Source organism: Lentzea sp. NBC_00516 (assembly GCF_036346835.1).
GTDB classification, from domain to species: Bacteria; Actinomycetota; Actinomycetes; order Mycobacteriales; family Pseudonocardiaceae; genus Lentzea; species Lentzea sokolovensis.
The window spans coordinates 7,880,307-7,900,803 of sequence record NZ_CP107840.1; the positions used below are offsets into that span (position 1 = coordinate 7,880,307).

Below are 20,497 nucleotides of genomic sequence, written 5' to 3' on the forward strand. Positions count from 1 at the left end.
GTTGAAGGCTCGTTCTAAAGCTTTGGAGAGGAACCACAGGTGCGCGATCTGGTCGAGATCGGCATGGGCCGGACCGCGAGGCGGGCCTACGAGCTGGACGACATCGAGATCATCCCGTCGCGTCGGACGAGGTCGTCGAAGGACGTCTCCACGACGTGGCAGATCGATGCCTACCGCTTCGACATCCCGCTGATCACCCACCCGACCGACGCCATCGTGTCGCCGGGCACGGCGGTCGCGATCGGTGAGCTCGGTGGCCTCGGTGTGCTCAACGCCGAGGGCCTCTGGGCCCGCCACGGCGACGTGGACGAGGCGCTGTTCCGCCTGGTCCAGGCGACCGAGGACAGCGACGACCCGGCGGCGGCCGTGAAGGTCCTGCAGGAGCTGCACTCCGCGCCGCTGCGGATGGACCTGATCGCCGAGGCGGTCAAGCAGATCCGCGAATCGGGCGTCACGGTCGCGGTCCGCGTCAGCCCGCAGCGCGCTGCCGAGCTGACGCCGGACCTGCTGGCCGCGGGCGTCGAGATCCTGGTTGTGCAGGGCACGATCATCTCGGCCGAGCACGTGTCGCGTGATGGCGAGCCGCTGAACCTGAAGTCGTTCATCGCGGACCTCGACATCCCGGTGATCGCCGGCGGTGTCGGTGACTACCGCACCGCCATGCACCTCATGCGCACCGGCGCGGCGGGCGTGATCGTCGGGTACGGCTACACGCCCGGCGTCACCACCACCGACTCGGTGCTGGGCATCGGCGTGCCGATGGCCACCGCGATCGCCGACGCCGCGGCCGCGCGCCGCGACTACCTCGACGAGACCGGCGGCCGCTACGTGCACGTCATCGCCGACGGCGGCGTCACGACCTCGGGCGACGTGGCGAAGTCCATCGCCTGCGGTGCCGACGCCGTGATGCTCGGCGAGCCGCTGGCCGCCGCGACCGAGGCACCGGGCCAGGGCCTGTACTGGACGGCGTCGTCCGCGCACCCGTCCGTGCCGCGCAGCCTCGTCGCCGACGCGGTGGACCAGGAGCTCGACCTGCGCCAGCTGCTGTTCGGCCCGTCCGCCGACCCGCGCGGCGTGACGAACCTGTTCGGCGCTCTCAAGCGGGCCATGGCCAAGACCGGCTACTCGGACCTCAAGGAGTTCCAGAAGGTCGGCCTGACCATCCGCGGCTGAGAGATCAACTCGCAGAGGGGCGCGTTCCAGCCGGGACGCGCCCCTCTGCTTTGCTGGACGCCGTGCCGCTCGTCGAGATCACCTACGCACCCCACGTCCCCCACGCAGTGCTCAAGGAACTGGCGGCAATGCTCCCGCACGCCGTCTCGGTGGCGGTCGAGTGCCCGGAAGAGCCCTACAACGGCGACCTGCGGCCCGGCGACGTGGAACTGCGCTTCCGCCCGCGCGGCCCGTTCGACGTCAGCGGCATGGACATCGTTGTCGAGGTCCGCTCGAAGTGGTTCGAGAGCCGCGCCGCCAACCGCCAGGACCGGGTCGACGAACTGTGCAAGACCATCGCCGACGCTTGCGGCCTCGCTGACGTGGGCGTTTACCTCAGCCTCCCGATCGCCGCGTGGGCCCAAACCTGATCTTGCAACCAGACGGCTACTCCGCGCGTCCTTTTGTGCGTGGAACTGGATGCCTTGTTCGGCGACGGCAAGAACAGCGATGTGGACACGATCGACCCGGACGCCGAAGTCCAAGAGTTCGAGATCGAGGAAGCGCCAGAGGAGGTCGACGAGCGAGTCGGGGGCATCGGCTGGAAGATGCTGACCCTGTTCGTCTGCGGTGGGCTGGTGATCACGGCGCTGGCCGTGGCGTTCATGGTGTGGGTGATCGAGGGCTTGGTCTTCTGAGTCGACGGGTGCGCCTGCCCGCGCACCCTCGACCTTCTGTCCAGATTTTCTGTATAGTTCTGTACGTGACCGCAATTCACGAGGCTCGCGAGCTGACCGTCACGGAGGCCACGAAACGTGGCGTCGCCGGGCTGGTCGCTGACGCCGAGCAGGGTGGTCCGGTGGTCGTCACGCGGCACAGTCGTCCGGTGGCCGCTGTCGTCGCGATGAGTCGCCTGGCCGAGATCGACGAAGCGGCGGCGGATCTGAGGGATCTGGCGCTCGTGCTGGCGCGGTCGGCTGTCGACTCGGGCCGGCGCACGTCCTTCGACGACGTGCTGGCGGCGTTCGGGCACACCCGTGAGTCGCTGGCAGCGGTGGAGGACGACGACTCGCTCGATGGCTGACGTTCTATTCACCGACGCGGCTGTCGATGACCTGCGTCGCCTTGGCCCTGATGTCGTGCCCAAGGTTCTCAAGAAGATCCAGATCCTGCTCGACAATCCGGAGGCCGGGCACCCGCTCGGTGGCGAGTTGACCGGATTTCGCAAGTTGGTGGTGGGGCGCAACCACTGGCGGATCGTCTACCGGGTCACGTCTGACGGCGCGATCGAGATTTGTGAGGTCTGGTGCGCGGGCGCGCGCTCTGATGCCGAGGTCTACGCCGAGGCATCCGCGAGGATCGCGTCGATGGCTGACGAGGACTCCACGCTGGCCAAACTGGCCGATGTCATCGGCAGGCTCGGTCGCCTCGCGGGCGACGTGGTCGTGGAGGAGGTCCCGCCGCGGGAGCCGGTCCCCGACTGGCTGGCGCAGCGTCTCGTGCACACCGCCGGGATCCCTCTGGAGCAGGTCGCGGCGCTGAACCTGGAGCAGGCGGTGGACCTCTGGACCGCTTTCGTGAGCGTGCCTCGCCCGTCTGAACCGATAGGGGACTAGGCGTTACCGGAAGTAACGCCTACTCTCCGGTTCATGGGTGAACTCGCCGGTAACTTCGATGTCGTCATCGTCGGCTCCGGGTTCGGCGGAAGCGTGGCCGCGCTCCGCCTGACCGAGAAGGGCTACCGCGTCGCCGTCCTGGAGGCGGGGCGACGGTTCGCCGACGACGAGTTCGCCGAGACCAGCTGGAATCTCCGCAAGTACCTGTGGGCGCCGCAGCTCAGGTGCTTCGGCATCCAGCGCATCCACCTGCTGCGCAACGTCATGGTGCTCGCCGGCGCGGGCGTCGGCGGCGGGAGCCTCGTCTACGCGAACACGCTGTACCGGCCGCTCAAGCCGTTCTACGAGGACCGGCAGTGGGCGCACATCACCGACTGGCAGGACGAACTGGAGCCGTTCTACGACCAGGCGAGCCGGATGCTCGGTGTGGTCACGAACCCCACGACGACCCCGAGCGACGTCGTCATGCAGAAGGTCGCGAAGGACATGGGGGTCGAGGACAGCTACCACGCGACGCCCGTCGGCGTGTTCTTCGGCGAGCCCGGCCAGAAGGCGGCGGACCCCTACTTCGGTGGCGCCGGGCCGGAACGCACCGGGTGCACCGAGTGCGGCAGCTGCATGTCGGGTTGCCGGGTCGGTGCGAAGAACACCCTGGTCAAGAACTACCTCTACCTCGCGGAGAAGCTCGGCGCGAAGGTCTTCCCGCTGACCACGGTCACCCAGCTCAAGGAGAACAACGGCACCTGGACCATCGACACGAAGATGACCGGTGGCAAGGCCAAGGCCACCTTCACCGCCGACCAGGTCGTGATCGCCGCCGGCACGTGGGGCACCCAGCAGCTCCTGCACAAGGCGAAGGCCACGACGTTGCCGAAGATCTCGGCCAAGCTCGGCGAGCTCACCCGCACCAACTCCGAGTCGATCATCGGGGCCGCGCGCTACACGGTCGACCCGGACACCGACTTCACGCAGGGCGTCGCGATCACGAGCTCCATCCACCCCGACGAGATCACGCACATCGAACCCGTCCGGTACGGCAAGGGCAGCAACGCCATGGGCATGCTGCAGACCCTCGCCACGGACGGCGCGCTGAGCACGCCGCGGTGGTTGCAGTTCATCAAGCAGGCGGTCCGGCATCCGCTTCGGCTGCTGAGGCTGCTCAGCGTGCACCGGTGGAGCGAGCGGACCGTGATCCTGCTGGTCATGCAGAGTCTCGACAACTCCATCACCACGTTCCTCAAGCGCGGCAAGCTCACCAGCAAGCAGGGGCACGGCGACCCGAACCCGGCGTTCATCCCGGCCGGTCACGAGGCGAACCTGCTGGCCGCCAAGCACATCGACGGCATGGCCGGCGGCACGTGGGGCGAGCTGTTCAACATCCCGCTGACCGCGCACTTCATCGGCGGCTGCGCGATCGCGAGCGGCGAGGAGCAGGGCGTGATCGACGCGTACCACCGGGTCTTCAACTACCCCGGACTGTCCGTTGTGGACGGTGCCGCGATCAGTGCGAACCTCGGCGTGAACCCGAGCCTCACGATCACCGCGCAGGCCGAGCGGGCGTTCTCGCTGTGGCCGAACAAGGGCGAGCAGGACCAGCGGCCGGAGCAGGGCCTGCCCTACCGCAGGATCAATCCGACGAAGCCGAAGAACCCGGCGGTTCCCGATCAAGCTCCAGCCGCTTTGCGGTTGCCGATCGTGAAGGCGTCCTGACACGGTGGACGCATGGCCAAAAAGCCTTTTGCCTCCAGCGCCGACCTCGCCCCCAAGGACGAGGTCTTCGTCGAACTCGCCGAGGGCGTCTACACCCTGACCGCCGAAGGCGACCCCAACGTCGCGGCCATCGAGGCCGAGGACTTCCTGATCTGCTTCGAGGCGCGTGCCACACCCGCGGCCGCGCGGCGGTGGCTCACGCAGCTCCGCAAGCACACCAAGAAGCCGGTCCGGTACCTCGTGCTCAGCCACTATCACGCCGTGCGCACGCTCGGGGCCAGCGCGTTCGACGCCCAGGAGATCGTCGCGCACGAGATGACGCGGGTGCTGATCGCCGAACGCGGGCAGCAGGACTGGGAGAGCGAGTTCGGCCGCATGCCGCGGCTCTTCGAGTCGCCGGAGGAGATCCCCGGCCTGACGTGGCCGACGCTCACGTTCTCCGACCGCATGACGATTCCACTCGGCGACGAGCGCGGCGACCTGGTGCTGCAGTTCCTCGGGCGCGGGCACACGGCCGGCGACATCGTGGCGTGGCTGCCGCAGCAACGCATCCTGTTCGCCGGCGACCTGGTCGAGTCGCAGGCCGCTCTCTACACCGGCGACGCGTTCCACGACGAGTGGGCAACGTCCACTTTGGACGAGATCGAGGAACTGGGCGCCGAGGTCCTCGTCGGCGGACGCGGCAAGGTCGCCCGCGACCGCTACGAGGTCGAGGCCGCGATCAACCAGAGCAGGCACTTCCTCAACGAACTGCGCCGCACGGTCGGCGGGGTCCACGCCGAGGGAGGCACGCTCAAGCAGGCCTTCGAACTGGCCCACCAGGCTCTCGTGGACCGCTACGGGCGCTGGCCGATCTTCGAGCACTGCCTGCCGTTCGACGTGAAGCGCTACTGGGACGAGTGCGACGGCAGGGACTGGCCGGAGATCTGGACAGCCGAACGCGACCGCGCCGTCTGGGACGCCCTGCAGTGACGGTCCTGGTGGTGGGTGCCGGACCGGTCGGCCTCGCCGCCGCGCTGTTCCTCGCGCGGGCCGGCGTGCCCAGCGTCGTCCTGGAGAAGGAGCCGAGGCGTGCGCAGACGGGCAGTCGTTCGATCTGCGTCCAGCGCGACGTGCTGGAGATCCTCGAACGGATCGGCGTCGGGCAGGCCGTCGCCGACGCGGGCGTCACCTGGTACACCGGCCGCACCTACCACCGCGACCGCGAGGTCCTGACCCTGACCTTCCCGCCGGCCTTGGGTTTCCCGCCGTTCGTGAACACCCCGCAGACCGTCGTCGAGCAGCTGCTGGAGGGACGGGTCCGCGCCGAACCGCTCATCGAACTCCGCTACGGGCACGCGGTGGAAACCCTTGTCCAGCGCGACGACGGAGTGTCCACACAGGATGGAATCAGGGCGAGTCACTGCATCGCGGCGGACGGCGTGCACTCAAAGGTGCGGCAGCTCCTGAACATCCCGTTCGAGGGTTTCTCGTTCGACGACAGGTTCATCATCGCCGACGTCCGCGTCGACCTGGACTTCGAGACGCCCGAACGCCGTTTCTACTTCGACCCGCCCTGGAATCCGGGCCGGCAGGTCCTCCTGCACCCGCAACCGAAGGGCGTCTGGCGGATCGACTGGCAGGTCGCCGAGGACGTCCAGCTCACCGACGACCACGTCCGCGCGATCGTCGGCGACCGGCCGTACGAGATCGTCTGGCAGTCCACCTACCGCTTCCACCAGCGCCGAGCTGCGAGGTTCCGTGACGGGAGAGTCCTGCTCGCCGGTGACGCCGCGCACGTGATGAGCCCGTTCGGCGCCCGCGGCCTGAACTCCGGCATCTGCGACGCCGACAACGCGGCCTGGAAGATCGCCGCCGACCGCAGGGGTGAGGCAGGCCCGCACCTCCTCGACTCCTACGACACCGAACGCGGTGCCGCCGCCGACGAGAACCTCCGCATCACGGGCGACACCATGCGTTTCCTCGTGCCGGGCACTCCAGAAGAACGAGCCCACCGGCAGCACGCGCTCGAAACCGGCGAGGGCATCGACTCGGGCAAGCTCTTCACCCCGTTCGCCTACGAGAACGGCGGTGTACTGGTCCAAGGATCACGTACGGCGGGGCCTGGCTTCACGGTCCGGGACGGCCTGCTGATCAGACCGGACGGCCACGTCGCCGGGAACGACGACGAGGAGACGAAGCGCCGTGCGCTTGGCTGGTGAACGGCACCGGTTGCCGCAGAACACCCTTTACGCACACCTGAAACCGGCCACGACAGCGAGATGCGAGCGCGTGGAGGACGTGCAGGAATGCCTGGAATTCGCGGCACGCCAGCGCATTCCGGTGGCCGCGCGCAGCGGTGGTCACAGCTACGCGGGCTATTCGACGCCGGACAACGGCCTCGTCGTCGACCTCGCAGGGTTGTCGTACGTGCGGGTCGACGGTCAGAAAGCGATCATCGGCGGTGGCGCGCGGATGTACGACATCTACGAGGCACTCGGCGCGGCCGGTCGGGCGTTGCCCGCGGGCACGTGCCGTTCGGTGGGCATCGGCGGGCTCGCGCTCGGCGGTGGCATCAGCGTGATCTCCCGCAAGTACGGCCTGACCTGCGACCACCTGACCGAGGCGCGGATCGTCACTCCGGACGGCGTCCTGCGCACGACCTCGGCGCACGAGGAACCAGACCTGTTCTGGGCGTTGAAAGGCGGCGGTGGCGGCAACTTCGGCATCGTCACGGAGTTCACCTTCAGCACCGATCCGGCGCCGGACCTGGTGGTGTTCGGTCTCGACCACCCGGCGGGCACGGCGGCGGACGTCACCGACGCCTGGCAGGAGTGGATGGCGGACGCGCCGGACGAGCTGTGGTCGAGCCTGCGCGTCGACTCGGGCCCGAAGTCGGTGCCCAGCGTCAAAGGCACGTACGCAGGCACTGCGAAGGACCTGCACCGGCTGCTGGACCGGATGCCGCCCGCCGCACGTGAGGTCGAGGAGATGACCTACCTGCAGGCGATGCGTCACTACGCCGGCCCTGAAGACTCGGGCGAGCCGTACGTCGCGTCGTCACGGATGCTGCACGCCCACGTGCCGGGGTCGAAGATCGCCGAGCTGATGGACGGGCAGCCCCCGGCCATGATCCAGTTCGACTCGTTCGGCGGCGCGATCGAACGGGTCGCGCCGGACGCCACCGCGTTCCCGCATCGCGACGCCACGGCGAGCGCCCAGATCTTCGTCAACCTCGGTGACCTGACGGAAGACCGGGCACGGGCGTTGCTCGCCGGCGTCCGCGACGGGCTCGGCGCGGGCACCACCGGGTACGTGAACTACATCGACCCGGAGATGCCCGACTGGCCGACCGCCTACTACGGCCGCAATCTCGCGCGACTCAGGGAAGTCGCGAACAGGTACGACCCGGACCGCGTGCTGGCGTTTCCGCAGGGCCTATAGCTGGATGCCCGTCAGCACGGTCACGCGTTCCTCGGTGAAGTCCTCCATCGCCGACCGGACGCCCTCACGCCCGGTGCCCGACCCCTTCACGCCGCCGTACGGCATCTGGTCCGCGCGGTACGACGGCACGTCACCGATGATCACGCCGCCGACCTCGAGTTCGGCCGCGGCCTCGAACGCCACCTGCACGTCCCGCGTGAACACCCCGGCCTGCAGCCCGTACTTGGAGTCGTTGGCCTGCGCGAACGCGTCCTCCACGCCGTCCGCGACGGACACCACGAGCACCGGTCCGAAGATCTCCTCGGTCCAGACCTTGGCGGTCCTGGGCACGTCCGTGAGCACCGTCGGCTCGACCGTCGCCCCGGTCCGCTTGCCGCCGAGCAACACCCGTGCACCGACGTCGGTGGCCATGTTGATCCACTCCTCGACGCGGCGGGCGTTGTCCTCGTCGATCAACGGCCCGACCTCGACCTCGGGGTCGTGCGGGTCCCCGGTCTTCAGCGCGGCAACGGCTTCCACGAGCTTCGGCACGAACTCGTCGGCCTTCGAGCGGTCCACGATCACCCGTTGCACGGCGATGCACGACTGCCCGGCCTGGTAGTTGCCGAACGTCGCGACGCGCTGCGCCGCGTGGTCCAGGTCCGTCCAATCAGGACAGATGATCGCCGCCGCGTTGGAACCCAGCTCCATCACGACGTGCTTGCGCGGCGCGGCTTCCATCAGCGACCAGCCGACCTTCGTGGACCCGGTGAACGAGATCACCGGCAGCCGTTCGTCGCGCACCAGGACGTCCATGTCCTTGCCGCGCACGGGAAGGATCGAGAACACGCCCTCCGGCAGTCCGGTCTCGGCCAGGATCTCGCCCAGCAACAACGCGGAAAGCGGTGTGGCAGAAGCGGGCTTCACGATCACCGGCGCACCCACCGCGAGCGCGGGCGCGACCTTGTGCGCCACCAGGTTCAGCGGGAAGTTGAACGGCGCCACGGCCAGCACCGGCCCGCGCGGCACGTGCCGGACGATCGCCATCCGCCCCACGCCACCGGCCTCGGTGTCGAGCCGTTGCAGCCCACCGGTGAACCGGCGCGCCTCCTCGGCGGCGAAGCGGAACGTGTTGACCGCGCGCGAGACCTCGATCTCGGCCCACTTCAGCGGTTTGCCGTTCTCGGCGGTGATCGTCTCGGCGATCTCCTCCGCGCGTTCGGCCAGCGTCCGCGACACCTGCAGCAGTGCCTCGGCGCGCACGTGCGCGGGTGTTCGCCGGAACTCCTTCGCGACGGACGCGGCCGCCGCGATCGCGCGTTCCACCTGATCTCTGCCCGGCACGGCCACCGAGGCGACCTCGGTGCCGTCGAACGGGTGGAGGACCTCTAACGCCTGCTCGCCCTGCTCGGGGCGGCCGGCGACCCAGCACGGCCTGGGTTGCGGTGTGAACGCGTCCATAGGATCACGTTAAGCCCTACTGGCCTGCACGTACCTGATGAGATCCAAGTAGTGGTCAACATGCCCTTCTGCCCGCTGCAGCACGAACCTCGGATCCTCCCGGATCGTTTGGATCGTGTCGTCCAACCGGATCAGCACGTGCTCGCGGTCGTACTCGATCCCGTACGTCTCACAGAACAGCCGCGTGCGCCGTTCGCGCTCGTCCGGCAGTCCCAGCACGAACTGGATGATCGCCCAGCTGACGTCCCACCAGCGCGGACCCGGATGCGCGCCGTCCCAGTCGAACACGCCCGTCGGCGACCCGTCGTGGAACACGATGTTGTACGGCGCGAAATCACCGTGCAGCACCACCTCGACTGGTTCGCGGGCGGCGAACTGCCACCCGTTCAGCTCGCCGACGAGAGTGGCCGTCGCGTCGTGCAGCCGCCGCAGCAGCAGCGCCGACTCGATCAGCGGCGCGTCGCCGGACGGGAACACGTGGCCAACGTCACCGGGCAGGTAGGTGAGCAGCTCGTGCTCGTCGTCGAGCGCCAGCGGGACCGGCGCGATCCCCAGCGGTGCCAAGCGTCGCAACAGGTCGTGCACCCGAGGCGCCCACGGCCCTGCCGGTCTGCGCACCGCGTCACCCACCCTGAACACCTGGTTCAGCCCGCCACCGGTCAGCAGTTCACCGTCCACGCATGAGATCCTTGGCGACGTGTCCGACACCAGCAACCGCCCTGTTCTCGTCGTCGACTTCGGCGCCCAGTACGCGCAGCTGATCGCCCGCCGCGTCCGCGAGGCCCAGGTCTACTCCGAGGTCGTCCCGCACACCGCGACCGTGAGCGAGATCCTCGACAAGAACCCGCTGGCCATCGTTCTGTCCGGTGGCCCGTCGAGCGTCTACGCGGAGAACGCCCCGCAGGTCGACCCGAAGCTGTTCGAGACCGGCGTCCCGGTCTTCGGCATCTGCTACGGCTTCCAGGCCATGGCGCGCGCACTTGGCGGCTCGGTTGAACAGACGGGCACCCGCGAGTACGGCCGCACGGACCTGAGCGTGCCCACCGAGGGCGGCGCGCTGCACCAGGAACTCCCCGCGAGCCACCCGGTGTGGATGAGCCACGGCGACGCCGTCACGAAGGCGCCCGAGGGCTTCACCGTCACCGCGACCAGTGAGGGCGCGCCGGTCGCCGCGTTCGAGAACAGGGAGCGCCGGTTCGCCGGTGTGCAGTACCACCCGGAGGTGCACCACTCGCCGCACGGCCAGGAGGTGCTGCGCCGGTTCCTGCACGAGATCGCGGGCATCCGTCCGCAGTGGACGACGTCGTCCATCGTGGACGAGCAGGTCACCCGGATCCGTGAGCAGATCGGTGACGGCAAGGCGATCTGCGGCCTGTCCGGCGGCGTCGACTCCGCCGTCGCGGCAGCACTGGTCCAGCGCGCCATCGGCGACCGCCTCACGTGCGTCTTCGTCGACCACGGCCTGCTGCGCTCCGGCGAGCGCGCCCAGGTCGAGCGCGACTACGTGGCCGCCACGGGCATCCGCCTGGTGACCGTCGACGCCCGCGAGCGTTTCCTCAACGCCCTGGCCGGCGTCACGGACCCCGAAGAGAAGCGCAAGATCATCGGCCGCGAGTTCATCCGCGTGTTCGAGCAGGCGGAGCGCGACCTCAAGGCCGAGGGCGACTACAAGTTCCTCGTCCAGGGCACGCTCTACCCGGACGTCGTCGAGTCCGGCGGCGGCGCGGGCACCGCGAACATCAAGTCGCACCACAACGTCGGCGGCCTGCCGGACGACCTGCAGTTCGAGCTGGTCGAACCGCTCCGCGCGCTGTTCAAGGACGAGGTCCGCCGCGTCGGCACCGAACTCGGCCTGCCCGAGACGATCGTGCAGCGCCAGCCGTTCCCCGGCCCCGGCCTCGGCATCCGGATCATCGGCGAGGTCACGCAGGACCGCCTCGACACGCTGCGCCAGGCCGACGCCATCGCCCGCGAGGAACTGACCCTGGCGGGCCTCGACCGGCAGATCTGGCAGTGCCCGGTCGTGCTGCTCGCGGACGTCCGCAGCGTCGGCGTCCAGGGCGACGGCCGGACCTACGGCCACCCGATCGTGCTGCGCCCGGTGTCGTCCGAGGACGCGATGACCGCGGACTGGACGCGCCTGCCGTACGAGGTGCTGGAGCGGATCTCGACCCGGATCACCAACGAGGTGGCCGAGGTCAACCGCGTGGTGCTGGACGTGACGTCCAAGCCGCCGGGCACCATCGAGTGGGAGTAGAGACGTGAAAAGGGCCCCGGTCAGCTGACCGGGGCCCTTTCTCATTCAACGCTGCTGATGCTGCAGGAAGCTGGAGTCGACGGCCACCGGGCCTGTCAGGCGCCAAGCTCCCCGTTCGAAGGCCAGGTTGCCGGTGACCGTGAACGGCAACCTGTTCCGGTGGGCGAAGATCGCCCAGTCGTAGTCCTCGCCGCCCAGAAGGATGTGGATCTTCCGCGCCCTTCCTCGGACCTCGGCGCTCAAGATGATCGTCGTCTCTTCCTGGTCGTCTCCACCGGAGTCTTCTCGAGTGAGCGACCGAACCTGACCAACGATGGTCTCCGTGCGCGGTGGCTCCTCACGCCGAACCAGGCGTTCCCTAACGCGCGACAGACCGGCCATGGCGTCACGGTTGACCACGATGCGCGAGGCGGGAACCTTCGGCCGAGGTTCACCGGCCGCCCAGTCGAAGGACAGGTCCAGTTCGCGCAACGAGTCCGACTCCGTCAGGTCTTGGAGCGACTCGACGAGGTTCGCGCTGAGGCCGCGCTCAGCGGCGCGTTCGACGGCGAGAGCGTCCCAGTTCAGCGACAGGTCTCTGGCCGCGTGCAAGCCTGTGGCCAGCGTTTCCATCACACGTCGTGGGAACGGGGTCGTACGAGAGCCGTCTTCGTGATCGGGCAACGGATCTCCGAGCCGAGTGACGACGGTGAAAACGAAACTGCCGCGCTTCGTGTGCCCGAGACGTATGTCCTCGTCGAGGAAGTCGGTCACGGTGCTGGAGCGGCGTCCGCGGTGGGAATGGGTCGGATCGTCAGCCGAGGTCGCGGCCGCTTTCATCATCTTGAACAGGCCGTCCAGCGCCGTCTCCGCCTGTTTGAACGGAAGGGTGCCGTCGACCATGGCCTGGTCGAAGCGGACGAAGAACAGGTCGGCGCGGGTAGCGGTGATCTTCTCGGCCAGGCGTTCGGGATCCCAGTCGTACACGGTGGCCAGGGCGCGCAGAGTGTCGCGGAACCGCTGGGCGAAGTCGACGAAGTCCGTGGCCAGCGGAAGCATGACCCGCGCCTCGTCGTTCAGGCGCCAGATCTGCCGTACGTCGGGAACCTGCGCTTCAAGCTGCCAGTTGTTGGCGGCGAGGTACTGCTGCACGGCCAACGGGTGGAGGCTGTCGGCGAGCTCGCGGTAGTCGTCGACTGATGGGCTGCTCACCACACACCTCCTTCGCCGACCCTTTGCATGGTGCTCTGCAAGCTGTCTACGTCGAAGAGGTTAGTTCTCGGCAGATGCACTGTCTTGCTGGTGGCGCCGTCGCTGATGTCACCCAGAAGCTTGGCGTGTTCCCAGTACATGCGACTGGAGGAGAGGAGACCCTCCTCGCTCAGCTTCACCAACGGCTCATCGTCGCGAGGAATCACAAGCACACCGAGAAACGCCTCGTTGTACCGCTTGCCGTGGGTCAGCTTCAGGAACGGATCACGTTCCATCTTCCACGCGAAGTGCGCGTCGCGGAGCCGGTCGTGCTGGGTGGTGCATTTGAGCTGAAGTTCGAACTGCGGGCAGTAGTACGTCTCGTACTCGGTCGATGAGGCGATCGTGATGTCCACGCCGTCGTAGTCCGTCTCGTGCGACTTGATCGAACAGCCGGCTGCGGCGGCGATCATCCTCACGAACGCCAGGCTGAACTGCTCCTGGCGGGCGGTCATCGGCAGACCTCCGTCAAGCGGAGTCACCGATTCCAGACCGTCGCCTCCATCGGTCATGAGCTCCCTCCTCGTAGCGGCAGACCGGGAGCACATTAGGAGCAGCCGTGACGGGCGAAAGGGGATCCGTGCGGCAGCCACCCGAAAGTGGAAGGGCCCCGGTCAGCTGACCGGGGCCCTTTCTCATTCGTGGGTCTTGCGTCTGATCGAGTTCGTCAGCAGCACCAGCCCGACCACGATGGCCGTCCCTCCCAGCGCCCATCGGAAGTCGAACCAGAACGACCCGTTGCTCAGCACGTAGGCCGCCATCAGCCCGCCGCCGATCCCGAAGACCAGCGTCACCGGGTCGATCCGCCTGCGCATCACCTGCTCAGTCACGGAGCACCTTCACCTCTCCGACGCTGGCCTGCACGTCGAGCTCGATCTGGAGGCCGCCCTCGCCGTTCTCGCCGAGGTCCTTGCCGCTGACGTCCACGCTGCTGCCCTCGGCCCGCTTGCCCAGGCAGTCGAGCTCGCCGATGGACGACGCCTCGCACCTGTACGTCACGTCCGCGTTCTTGGGCACGCGCACCTGCACCTCGCCGAGCTCGACCTCGATCGCGGTCTTCACCGAACCGGAGTCGGGCAGGTCGCGGAGATCGAGCTGCACGCTGCCCACGCTCGTCTCGTACCGGTCGCGCACGTCGGACACGGACTTCGGCTTCTCGTTGTAGCTGCTCAGGCTGGACGGGCTGCCGTCGAAGTCGATCGCCGTCATGCCGAAGCCCACCACGGACAGCGGGATCATCAGCCAGATCAGGCCGCGGCCGCCGCCGGTGAACGAACCGAGGAGCAGGCCCGCCGCCAGCACCGCGAGCACCAGGCCGATGACGTGCGGCACCGTGAACCACGGCGCCCAGGCACCGGCGATCGCGGAACCGGCGACCACCAGCGTCGCCACGCCCAGCGTCATCAGGCCGATGCGCGGTCCGCGAGGCGGCCTGGGGGCCGGTGGCTGCGGCTTCGGGGTCGGTTCCGGCAGGTCCCACGCGAACGGTGCGGCACCCAGCGGGTCCCAGGCCGGCGCCCCCGGCACCGGTGGCGTCACGGGTGTCGCGGAGTCGGAGAGCGTCGTCGCCGGCTGCAGGTGCCCACGGTTCTTCTGCAGCAGGTAGACGCACGCGACCGCCGCGGCCAGCGTCACCACCACCTGGAACCCGCCGCTCCCGAACGTGAAGGCGAGCGCGGGGAACATCAGGAAGCCCAGCAGCACCGTCTGCGCCTGGGGCATCGAGCTGTGACCCTTGTTGATCAACGACTCCAGGGGCGAGACCTCGTCGCCCTCCTCGGGCAGCAGCAGCCAGCCCGCGAGGTACAGCGGAACGCCCACGCCACCCGACAACGCGAGTGCGACGAACGCGATCCGGACGATCACCGGGTCGATCTGGAAGCGCAGGGCGATCCCGGTGGCAACGCCGCCGGCTTTGCGTCCTGCACGGGGCCGCACCGGACGGTGGGCCCAGAACTCTCTGAGCGTGTCCGCCACGCCCTGCATCGCCTTCTCAGTCCCGCTCACGTTGACAAGGTTGCGCTGTCACGCCTGGAACCACATCAGGGACCAGCCCTGATTCGCGGAACCGGGGTCATCCCTGATGAACAACTCGCCGGGACGTGTGACGATCGGATGGTGAGTGCACGCATTGAGCCGATGCGCCGTCGCCGCACCGGCCGGGTGGTCGCGGGCGTCGCGAGCGGACTGGCCGACCATCTCGGCGCACCTGTCTTCTGGGTGCGCGCGATCTTCGCCGTGTTCGCCGCGTTCAGCGGGGTCGGGATCATCGCCTACGCGTTGCTCTGGATGTTCGTGCCGCAGTCCGCGGTGGCGGAGCCGGAGACCGACAAGGACCGCAAGGAGTGGCAGCAGGCCGTCGGCCTCGCCGCTCTGGGCGTCGGCGTCGCGGTCTTCACCGGCCTGATCGGCGGGACGTGGAGCGGCTGGATCACCGGTCCGATCGCCGTGGCACTCGTGGGCGCCGCGCTCGTGTGGCGCGAGGCGGACGAGGCACAGCGACGCCGCTGGAGGGACGGGGCCTTCTCGCAGGGGAAGACGGGGATCGTGCGGACGGTCGCGGGAGGCGCGCTGGTCGTGGCGGGGGTCGCCGCGTTCCTCGTGGTGAACGACACCGTCCAGAACCTCTCGACCGTCATCCTCTCCGTGCTGGCCACGTTGATCGGTGTCGCGGTGCTGACCGTGCCGCTGTGGATGCGGCTGGTCCGCGACCTCGACTCGGAACGCCGTGCGCGCATCCGCACCGAGGAACGCGCCGAGATCGCCGCCCACCTGCACGACTCCGTGCTGCAAACGCTTGCCCTGATCCAGAAGCAGTCCGAGTCGCCGCGCGAGGTCAAGCGCCTGGCCCGCAGCCAGGAACGCGAGCTGCGCGGCTGGCTCTACGGCCGTGAGGTGGGCGAGCAACCGCATTCCATCAGCGTCGCGATCGCCCAGGTGTGCGCGGAGGTCGAGGACGGCTTCGCCATCGCCGTCTCGCAGGTCGTCGTCGGGGACGCCGAACTGGAGGACGGGATGTTCGCGCTGGTTCAGGCGGCGAAGGAGGCGATGGTCAACGCGGCCAAGCACGCGGGGGTGGCCGAGGTCAGCGTCTACGCCGAGGTCGAGCCGGAGAAGGTCACGGTGTTCGTGCGCGACCGGGGCAAGGGATTCGACCCCGACGCGGTTCCGGACGACCGGCATGGCCTCGCGGGCAGCATCAGGGGGAGAATGACGAGGCACGGCGGGGAGGTGCGACTGCGCACGGCTCCGGGAGAGGGGACCGAGGTGCAGCTCGAGATGCCGAGGAAGACGGAGGCCAGGACATGAGCGTCAGGGTGTTCCTGGTGGACGACCACGCGTTGTTCCGCGCAGGCGTGAAGGCGGAGCTCGACACCATCACCGACGAGGTGGACGTCGTCGGCGAGGCCGGCAGCGTCGGCGAGGCGGTGGCGGGGATCGCGCACCACAAGCCGGACGTCGTGCTGCTGGACGTGCACATGCCCGACGGTGGCGGCGCCGAGGTGCTGCGGCAGATCCGCACCAAGATCCCCGAGGTCACGTTCCTCGCCCTGTCGGTCTCCGACGCGGCCGAGGACGTCATCAACGTCATCCGCGCCGGTGCGCGCGGCTACGTGACGAAGACGATCTCCAGCCAGGAGCTGGTCAGGGCCGTCGTGCGGGTGTCGGAGGGGGACGCGGTGTTCTCGCCGCGGCTGGCGGGTTTCGTGCTGGACGCGTTCGCCGACAGGCCTGGCGCCGCGCCGATCAGCGACCCCGAGCTCGACCTGCTGACGCCGCGCGAACGCGACGTCCTGCGGCTGCTGGCGCGTGGTTACGCTTACAAGGAGATCGCGTCCGAGCTCTTCATCAGCGTGAAAACGGTGGAGACGCACGTGTCGAGCGTCCTGCGGAAGACCCAGCTCTCCAACCGGTACGAGCTCTCCCGCTGGGCCACTGATCGCAGACTGGTCTGAGGGGACTTTGATCAAAAAGGTCGCCCGCGGTGCCACCGAGGTGCTGGCGCCGTGGGTCTGGGTGATTTTGCTGCCGTTCGGCGTTGCGGCCGCGACGGAAAGCTTTTGGAAGACGCTGCTGTGGGGGTTCGTGGTCGCCGTGACGGCGTCCGTCATCCCTATGGCCGTCATCGTGCGTGGCGCCCGCAAGGGGAAATGGGACGGCCACCACGTCACGAACCGCGAAGGCCGGGTTGTTCCGCTGGTCACGGCAGGTGCGTCGCTGGCGGCCGGCACGGTGATCATGTTCCTGGGTGACGCGCCCCGGAACATGCTCGCGCTGGCGGGCAGCATGTTCGCCTCGCTGGTCGTCAGCATGGCGATCACGTTCGGCCTGAAGTGGAAGATCTCGCTGCACGCCGCCGTGGCGTGGGCCGCGGTGGTGACGCTGGCGATCGTCTACGGGCCGTGGTGGCTGCTTCTCGCGCTGCCGGCCGCTCTGGTGGCCTGGTCCCGCGTCGAGCTGGGTGATCACACGACGGCGCAGGTGCTGGCAGGGTCGGTCATGGGCGTGGTCGTCGGTGGCGGCAGCTTCTGGCTGCTCAGCTGACCCGCTTGGTGCTGACGATCTTCATCTGGTTGTCGACCGCGGCGACCTCGATGTCGTAGACGCCGTTCTCGGTGACGCCGTTCTTGGTCGTCGCGAGGCCGATGTTGACCACCCAGTTCCGGCCCTCCGACCGCACCGTCCCCGGTCCCGCGATGGTGACGCTCGAGTAGGTGCTCCAGCGCTGCAGGTAGTCCCCCTGCGGTTCGGCGGCCTGGCCGTAGAGGTTCCGCCACGCCGTTTCCGCGTTGTTCGGCAGCAGGCGGTAGTGGTCCTGCACGAAGCCGTTCGCCTGGTCCGCGGAGAAGTAGACCGGCTGCTGCTGGGTGAAGTCGGCCTGGTTGACCGGGGTGCTGCGGTTGCCGGTGCCGTTCCAGTACGCGGCCGCCGCGCCACCGCCGATCGCCAGCACCGCGATGACCGAGAGGATCACCAGGATCCGGCGGTTCGGTGCCTTGCGCCTGCGTCGTGGTGGCTGCGGGATCTCCAGTGGCTGCGACGGCTGCGGCTCGGAGGCCAGCAGCTCGGCGGCCTCCTGCATGCTCGGCCGGTCCTCGGGGTCCTGCGAGAGCAGCCGCAGCAGCAACGGCGTGAGCTCGCCCGCGTTCTTGGGATCGCGGAGCTGGCCGCTGGCGGCGCGGTAGAGGAGCCCGAAGCTGTTGTCGCTGGGCCCGAAGACCGACTCGCCCTCGATGGCCGTGTAGATCGTGGCGCCGAGCGAGAACACGTCGGACGCCTCGCCGGGCTGCTCACCGCGCGCCACCTCGGGCGCGAGGTAGGCGGGGGTGCCCGAGATCATGCCGGTGTCGGTCATCGTGCCGTCGCCGGTCGCCTTGGAGATGCCGAAGTCGGTGAGCTTGACCGTGCCGTCGTGGCCGATCAGGACGTTGCCGGGCTTGACGTCGCGGTGGACCAGCCCGGCGGCGTGCGCCGCGGCCAGCGCCGAGGCGACCTTGCCCCCGATGCTCGCGGCCTGGGCCGGCTTGAGCGGCCCGCGCTCGGCGATCAGCGCCGAAAGGCTGTGCGACGGCAGGTACTCCATGACGATCCACGGCTCTTCGTCGTCGCTGCCCACGACGTCGAACACGGCGATCGCGTGCTGGTGGTGCAGCCGCGCGGCGTTGCGCGCCTCCCGCATCGCCCGCTGGTGATCGCCGGTGACGAGCTCCTTGACCGCGACCTCGCGGGCCAGCACCTCGTCCCGTGCCCGCCAGACCACCCCCATCGCCCCGCTGCCGATGCGCTCCAGCAGCGTGTAGCGGCCCCCGATGGTTGTCACACCCTGAGACTAATCAATCGCGCAGACGAGCATCGGAGGTTCCCCCGTAGCCGAGATCATGACCAGGGATGACGTCTGAAGAAAGTGTTGACCCGGTCGCGCCACCGACGGTCGGTGAGGAGTGACACGTCCGTCGCTGTGGCGGGAGGGTGTTGCCGTGCTTCCGAGCCGAAGTCACCGGTGGGGACTGTCTCTGTGACCCGCTCGACCTGCTGAGACGTGCGTTCGCCGCTGCCCACGACGTGCACACCGCGCCGTTCCCGGTGGTCTCCGGTGACGAGCTGGTCGGCAACGCTGCCCCGCGTGCCGGCACCTCGTCCCGCGCCCGTAGAACCACCCCGGAACATCGCCAGGGGACTAGTCGATCGTCGAGACCAGCTTCTGCAGCTCACGGTCGAAGTCGATCCACAGGTCCTCTTCGCCCGGCTGCACGACGTCGTAGGAGCTGTCCAGGAACTCCGCCACGTCCTCGGCGACGGCGCTGAGGATGGCGAACCCGGTCGGCGCGTTCAGCTCGACCAGGACGCGCTCCGGGTCGTCGGACGCGGGCCGGACGAGGATGTCGCCCTCACCGGACGGCGTCAGCAGACCATCGGCCAGCAGGTCGCGGGCGAACATCCACTCGACGCGGCCGGAGCCCGTGAAGAAGATGACCGCGACCGCGTACGGGTCCTCGGGGTCGTAGACGAGTTCGGCCTCCACCGGCGCCGGCGCGGCTCCGGGGGCCAAAAGCTGAAAAGTCGTCCGGGTGGTGACCTTCAGGTTCTCGTTGTTCATGTCGATGTCCTTCCCAGGCTGGTCTCCATTGCCGCTCACAAAGAGGAGACGGCCAACCAGCCCGTTAAGGACGCGATTCGTCTCGGAACCATCCTAACGGGGGAGACGTGCGTCTCACCCCTCAGCGTTTGACCAGGTCGCGTGTCTCGTTTGGTGAGATGGTCTGACCTGCCGCGACGGGCTTCCTCCGGGTCAACGCGACGCCCAGGAGCACCACCAACATGCCGGCGACGACCCTTGCGTTGAGTTGCTCTCCGAGGAAGATCGCTCCAAGGAGTACCGAAACAACGGGCAGAAGGTAACCGACGGTAGTTGCCGTCGTGGCGCCCTCGTCGGCGATGACGCGGTAGTTGAGGATGAACGCGACGCCGGTGCCGAAGACGCCGAGGATCATCACGGCGATGATGCCGACCCAGTGCAGGTGCAGGGGCTGCAGGCCGCCGAACGGCGTCGCCAGGAGCAGCATCCCCATCGCGGTCGTGAGCTGCATGGCGGCGAGCTGCGTCGAGGTGGCGCCCGTGTTGACCAGGTAGCGGCCGGCGTAGGAGTAGCCGATGGCGTAGCTCGCGGCGCCGATGAGGCACAGCACCGCACCCCAGCTCGCGATGCTGTTGGCCGACTGCCACGGCGCGAAGATCACCAGCACGCCCGCGAAGCCGAGTCCGAGGCCGAGCATGCGGACCAGATTGCTGATCTTCTCCGAACCGAGCACGAGGCCGATGGCCAGCGCGAACAGCGGCGTCGTGGAGTTGAGCACCCCGGAGACGCCCGAATCGACGGTCTGGCCGCCGAACGCGAACAGCGTGAACGGGACGGCGCTGCCGAAGAAGGCCACGAAGAGCATGTGACCCCAGATCTTGCGGTCGCGCGGCAGGCTCATCTTCGCCAGTGCGAGCACGACGAACAGCACGAGCGCCCCGAAGAACGTCCGCACGAACGAGATCTGCAGTGGCGCGAGACTCCCGAGCGCGAGCTTCATCCACAGGAAGCTGGATCCCCACAGCAGGGCGAGCACGCCCATCCTGATCAACGTTCCGCGTTGGTTCACGTGTCAACCATGCGCCCGCCGAC

General features: G+C 68.6%; 22 protein-coding genes. 13 read left to right on the forward strand and 9 right to left on the reverse strand.

Annotation, left to right across the window (positions count from 1 at the left end; genetic code table 11):
* The first annotated feature begins 39 nt into the window (after nt 1–39).
* From OG205_RS36370 to OG205_RS36410, 9 genes are all read left to right on the forward strand, one after another.
* Entirely contained in the window at nt 40–1,173 is a 1,134-nt protein-coding gene (locus OG205_RS36370) for a GuaB3 family IMP dehydrogenase-related protein (protein ID WP_330272388.1), read from the forward strand.
* A 62-nt stretch (nt 1,174–1,235) separates the two neighbouring features.
* On the forward strand, nt 1,236–1,583 hold the full coding sequence (locus OG205_RS36375; RefSeq protein WP_330272389.1) for a hypothetical protein: 348 nt from the start codon (nt 1,236–1,238) through the stop codon (nt 1,581–1,583).
* A 39-nt stretch (nt 1,584–1,622) separates the two neighbouring features.
* On the forward strand, nt 1,623–1,850 hold the full coding sequence (locus OG205_RS36380) for a hypothetical protein (RefSeq protein WP_330272390.1): 228 nt from the start codon (nt 1,623–1,625) through the stop codon (nt 1,848–1,850).
* A 65-nt stretch (nt 1,851–1,915) separates the two neighbouring features.
* Complete coding sequence (locus OG205_RS36385; RefSeq protein ID WP_330272391.1) at nt 1,916–2,236, forward strand: type II toxin-antitoxin system Phd/YefM family antitoxin; 321 nt, start codon at nt 1,916–1,918, stop codon at nt 2,234–2,236.
* The gene (locus OG205_RS36390) at nt 2,229–2,768 is read left to right on the forward strand and encodes a type II toxin-antitoxin system RelE family toxin (protein ID WP_330272392.1); all 540 of its coding nucleotides are present in this window, start codon (nt 2,229–2,231) and stop codon (nt 2,766–2,768) included. The genes OG205_RS36385 and OG205_RS36390 overlap by 8 nt, the downstream gene beginning before the upstream one ends.
* 33 nt (nt 2,769–2,801) lie before the next feature.
* Complete coding sequence (locus OG205_RS36395; protein WP_330272393.1) at nt 2,802–4,478, forward strand: GMC family oxidoreductase; 1,677 nt, start codon at nt 2,802–2,804, stop codon at nt 4,476–4,478.
* Between the two features lie 12 nt (nt 4,479–4,490).
* Entirely contained in the window at nt 4,491–5,450 is a 960-nt protein-coding gene (locus tag OG205_RS36400; protein WP_330272394.1) for an MBL fold metallo-hydrolase, read from the forward strand.
* Nucleotides 5,447–6,679 (forward strand): FAD-dependent monooxygenase, encoded by a 1,233-nt coding sequence (locus OG205_RS36405; protein ID WP_330272395.1) that lies wholly within the window; start codon nt 5,447–5,449, stop codon nt 6,677–6,679. Before OG205_RS36400 ends, OG205_RS36405 begins: the two co-directional genes overlap by 4 nt.
* Nucleotides 6,663–7,901 carry an FAD-binding oxidoreductase gene (locus OG205_RS36410; protein ID WP_330272396.1) on the forward strand — a complete coding sequence of 413 codons (1,239 nt, stop codon included), beginning with the start codon at nt 6,663–6,665 and terminating at the stop codon, nt 7,899–7,901. The genes OG205_RS36405 and OG205_RS36410 overlap by 17 nt, the downstream gene beginning before the upstream one ends.
* Here the strand turns inward: OG205_RS36410 and OG205_RS36415 are convergent.
* On the reverse strand, nt 7,896–9,341 hold the full coding sequence (locus OG205_RS36415) for an aldehyde dehydrogenase family protein (RefSeq protein WP_330272397.1): 1,446 nt from the start codon (nt 9,339–9,341) through the stop codon (nt 7,896–7,898). The two genes, OG205_RS36410 and OG205_RS36415, sit on opposite strands and share 6 nt — an antisense overlap.
* Before the next feature lie 9 nt (nt 9,342–9,350).
* The gene (locus tag OG205_RS36420; RefSeq protein WP_330272398.1) at nt 9,351–10,019 is read right to left on the reverse strand and encodes a phosphotransferase family protein; all 669 of its coding nucleotides are present in this window, start codon (nt 10,017–10,019) and stop codon (nt 9,351–9,353) included.
* 19 nt (nt 10,020–10,038) lie between these two features.
* Between OG205_RS36420 and guaA the strand changes: the two genes are divergently transcribed.
* Entirely contained in the window at nt 10,039–11,598 is a 1,560-nt protein-coding gene (gene guaA, locus OG205_RS36425) for a glutamine-hydrolyzing GMP synthase (RefSeq protein ID WP_330272399.1), read from the forward strand.
* Between the two features lie 45 nt (nt 11,599–11,643).
* On the opposite strand, the gene OG205_RS36430 is transcribed toward guaA, so the two are convergent.
* The 4 genes from OG205_RS36430 to OG205_RS36445 form a co-directional block, all read right to left on the reverse strand.
* A complete protein-coding gene (locus OG205_RS36430; protein ID WP_330272400.1) occupies nt 11,644–12,789 on the reverse strand; it encodes a hypothetical protein in 1,146 nt (381 codons plus the stop codon).
* Nucleotides 12,786–13,376, reverse strand: coding sequence for a DUF4365 domain-containing protein (locus OG205_RS36435; protein WP_330278303.1), 591 nt, complete (start codon nt 13,374–13,376; stop codon nt 12,786–12,788). The genes OG205_RS36430 and OG205_RS36435 overlap by 4 nt, the downstream gene beginning before the upstream one ends.
* 87 nt (nt 13,377–13,463) lie before the next feature.
* The gene (locus OG205_RS36440) at nt 13,464–13,658 is read right to left on the reverse strand and encodes a hypothetical protein (RefSeq protein WP_330272401.1); all 195 of its coding nucleotides are present in this window, start codon (nt 13,656–13,658) and stop codon (nt 13,464–13,466) included.
* Nucleotides 13,651–14,835 carry a PspC domain-containing protein gene (locus OG205_RS36445; RefSeq protein WP_330272402.1) on the reverse strand — a complete coding sequence of 395 codons (1,185 nt, stop codon included), beginning with the start codon at nt 14,833–14,835 and terminating at the stop codon, nt 13,651–13,653. The genes OG205_RS36440 and OG205_RS36445 overlap by 8 nt, the downstream gene beginning before the upstream one ends.
* A 108-nt stretch (nt 14,836–14,943) precedes the next feature.
* Here OG205_RS36445 and OG205_RS36450 point away from each other — a divergent pair, with 108 nt between their 5' ends.
* From OG205_RS36450 to OG205_RS36460, 3 genes are read left to right on the forward strand one after another with little or no spacing between them, the layout of a single operon-like run.
* Nucleotides 14,944–16,137: a PspC domain-containing protein gene (locus OG205_RS36450; protein WP_330272403.1), complete on the forward strand. Its 1,194-nt coding sequence runs from the start codon at nt 14,944–14,946 to the stop codon at nt 16,135–16,137.
* Nucleotides 16,134–16,784, forward strand: a complete 651-nt coding sequence (locus OG205_RS36455; RefSeq protein WP_090067146.1) for a response regulator — start codon at nt 16,134–16,136, stop codon at nt 16,782–16,784. Before OG205_RS36450 ends, OG205_RS36455 begins: the two co-directional genes overlap by 4 nt.
* A 7-nt stretch (nt 16,785–16,791) precedes the next feature.
* The gene (locus OG205_RS36460; RefSeq protein ID WP_330272404.1) at nt 16,792–17,373 is read left to right on the forward strand and encodes a hypothetical protein; all 582 of its coding nucleotides are present in this window, start codon (nt 16,792–16,794) and stop codon (nt 17,371–17,373) included.
* Here the strand turns inward: OG205_RS36460 and OG205_RS36465 are convergent.
* From OG205_RS36465 to OG205_RS36475, 3 genes are all read right to left on the reverse strand, one after another.
* Nucleotides 17,366–18,649, reverse strand: coding sequence for a serine/threonine-protein kinase (locus tag OG205_RS36465; RefSeq protein ID WP_330272405.1), 1,284 nt, complete (start codon nt 18,647–18,649; stop codon nt 17,366–17,368). The genes OG205_RS36460 and OG205_RS36465 overlap by 8 nt on opposite strands.
* Nucleotides 18,650–19,006: 357 nt before the next feature.
* Nucleotides 19,007–19,426 carry an SsgA family sporulation/cell division regulator gene (locus OG205_RS36470; RefSeq protein ID WP_093591358.1) on the reverse strand — a complete coding sequence of 140 codons (420 nt, stop codon included), beginning with the start codon at nt 19,424–19,426 and terminating at the stop codon, nt 19,007–19,009.
* Nucleotides 19,427–19,547: 121 nt separating this feature from the next.
* Nucleotides 19,548–20,474: a DMT family transporter gene (locus OG205_RS36475; RefSeq protein ID WP_330272406.1), complete on the reverse strand. Its 927-nt coding sequence runs from the start codon at nt 20,472–20,474 to the stop codon at nt 19,548–19,550.
* Between the last annotated feature and the right edge of the window lie 23 nt (nt 20,475–20,497).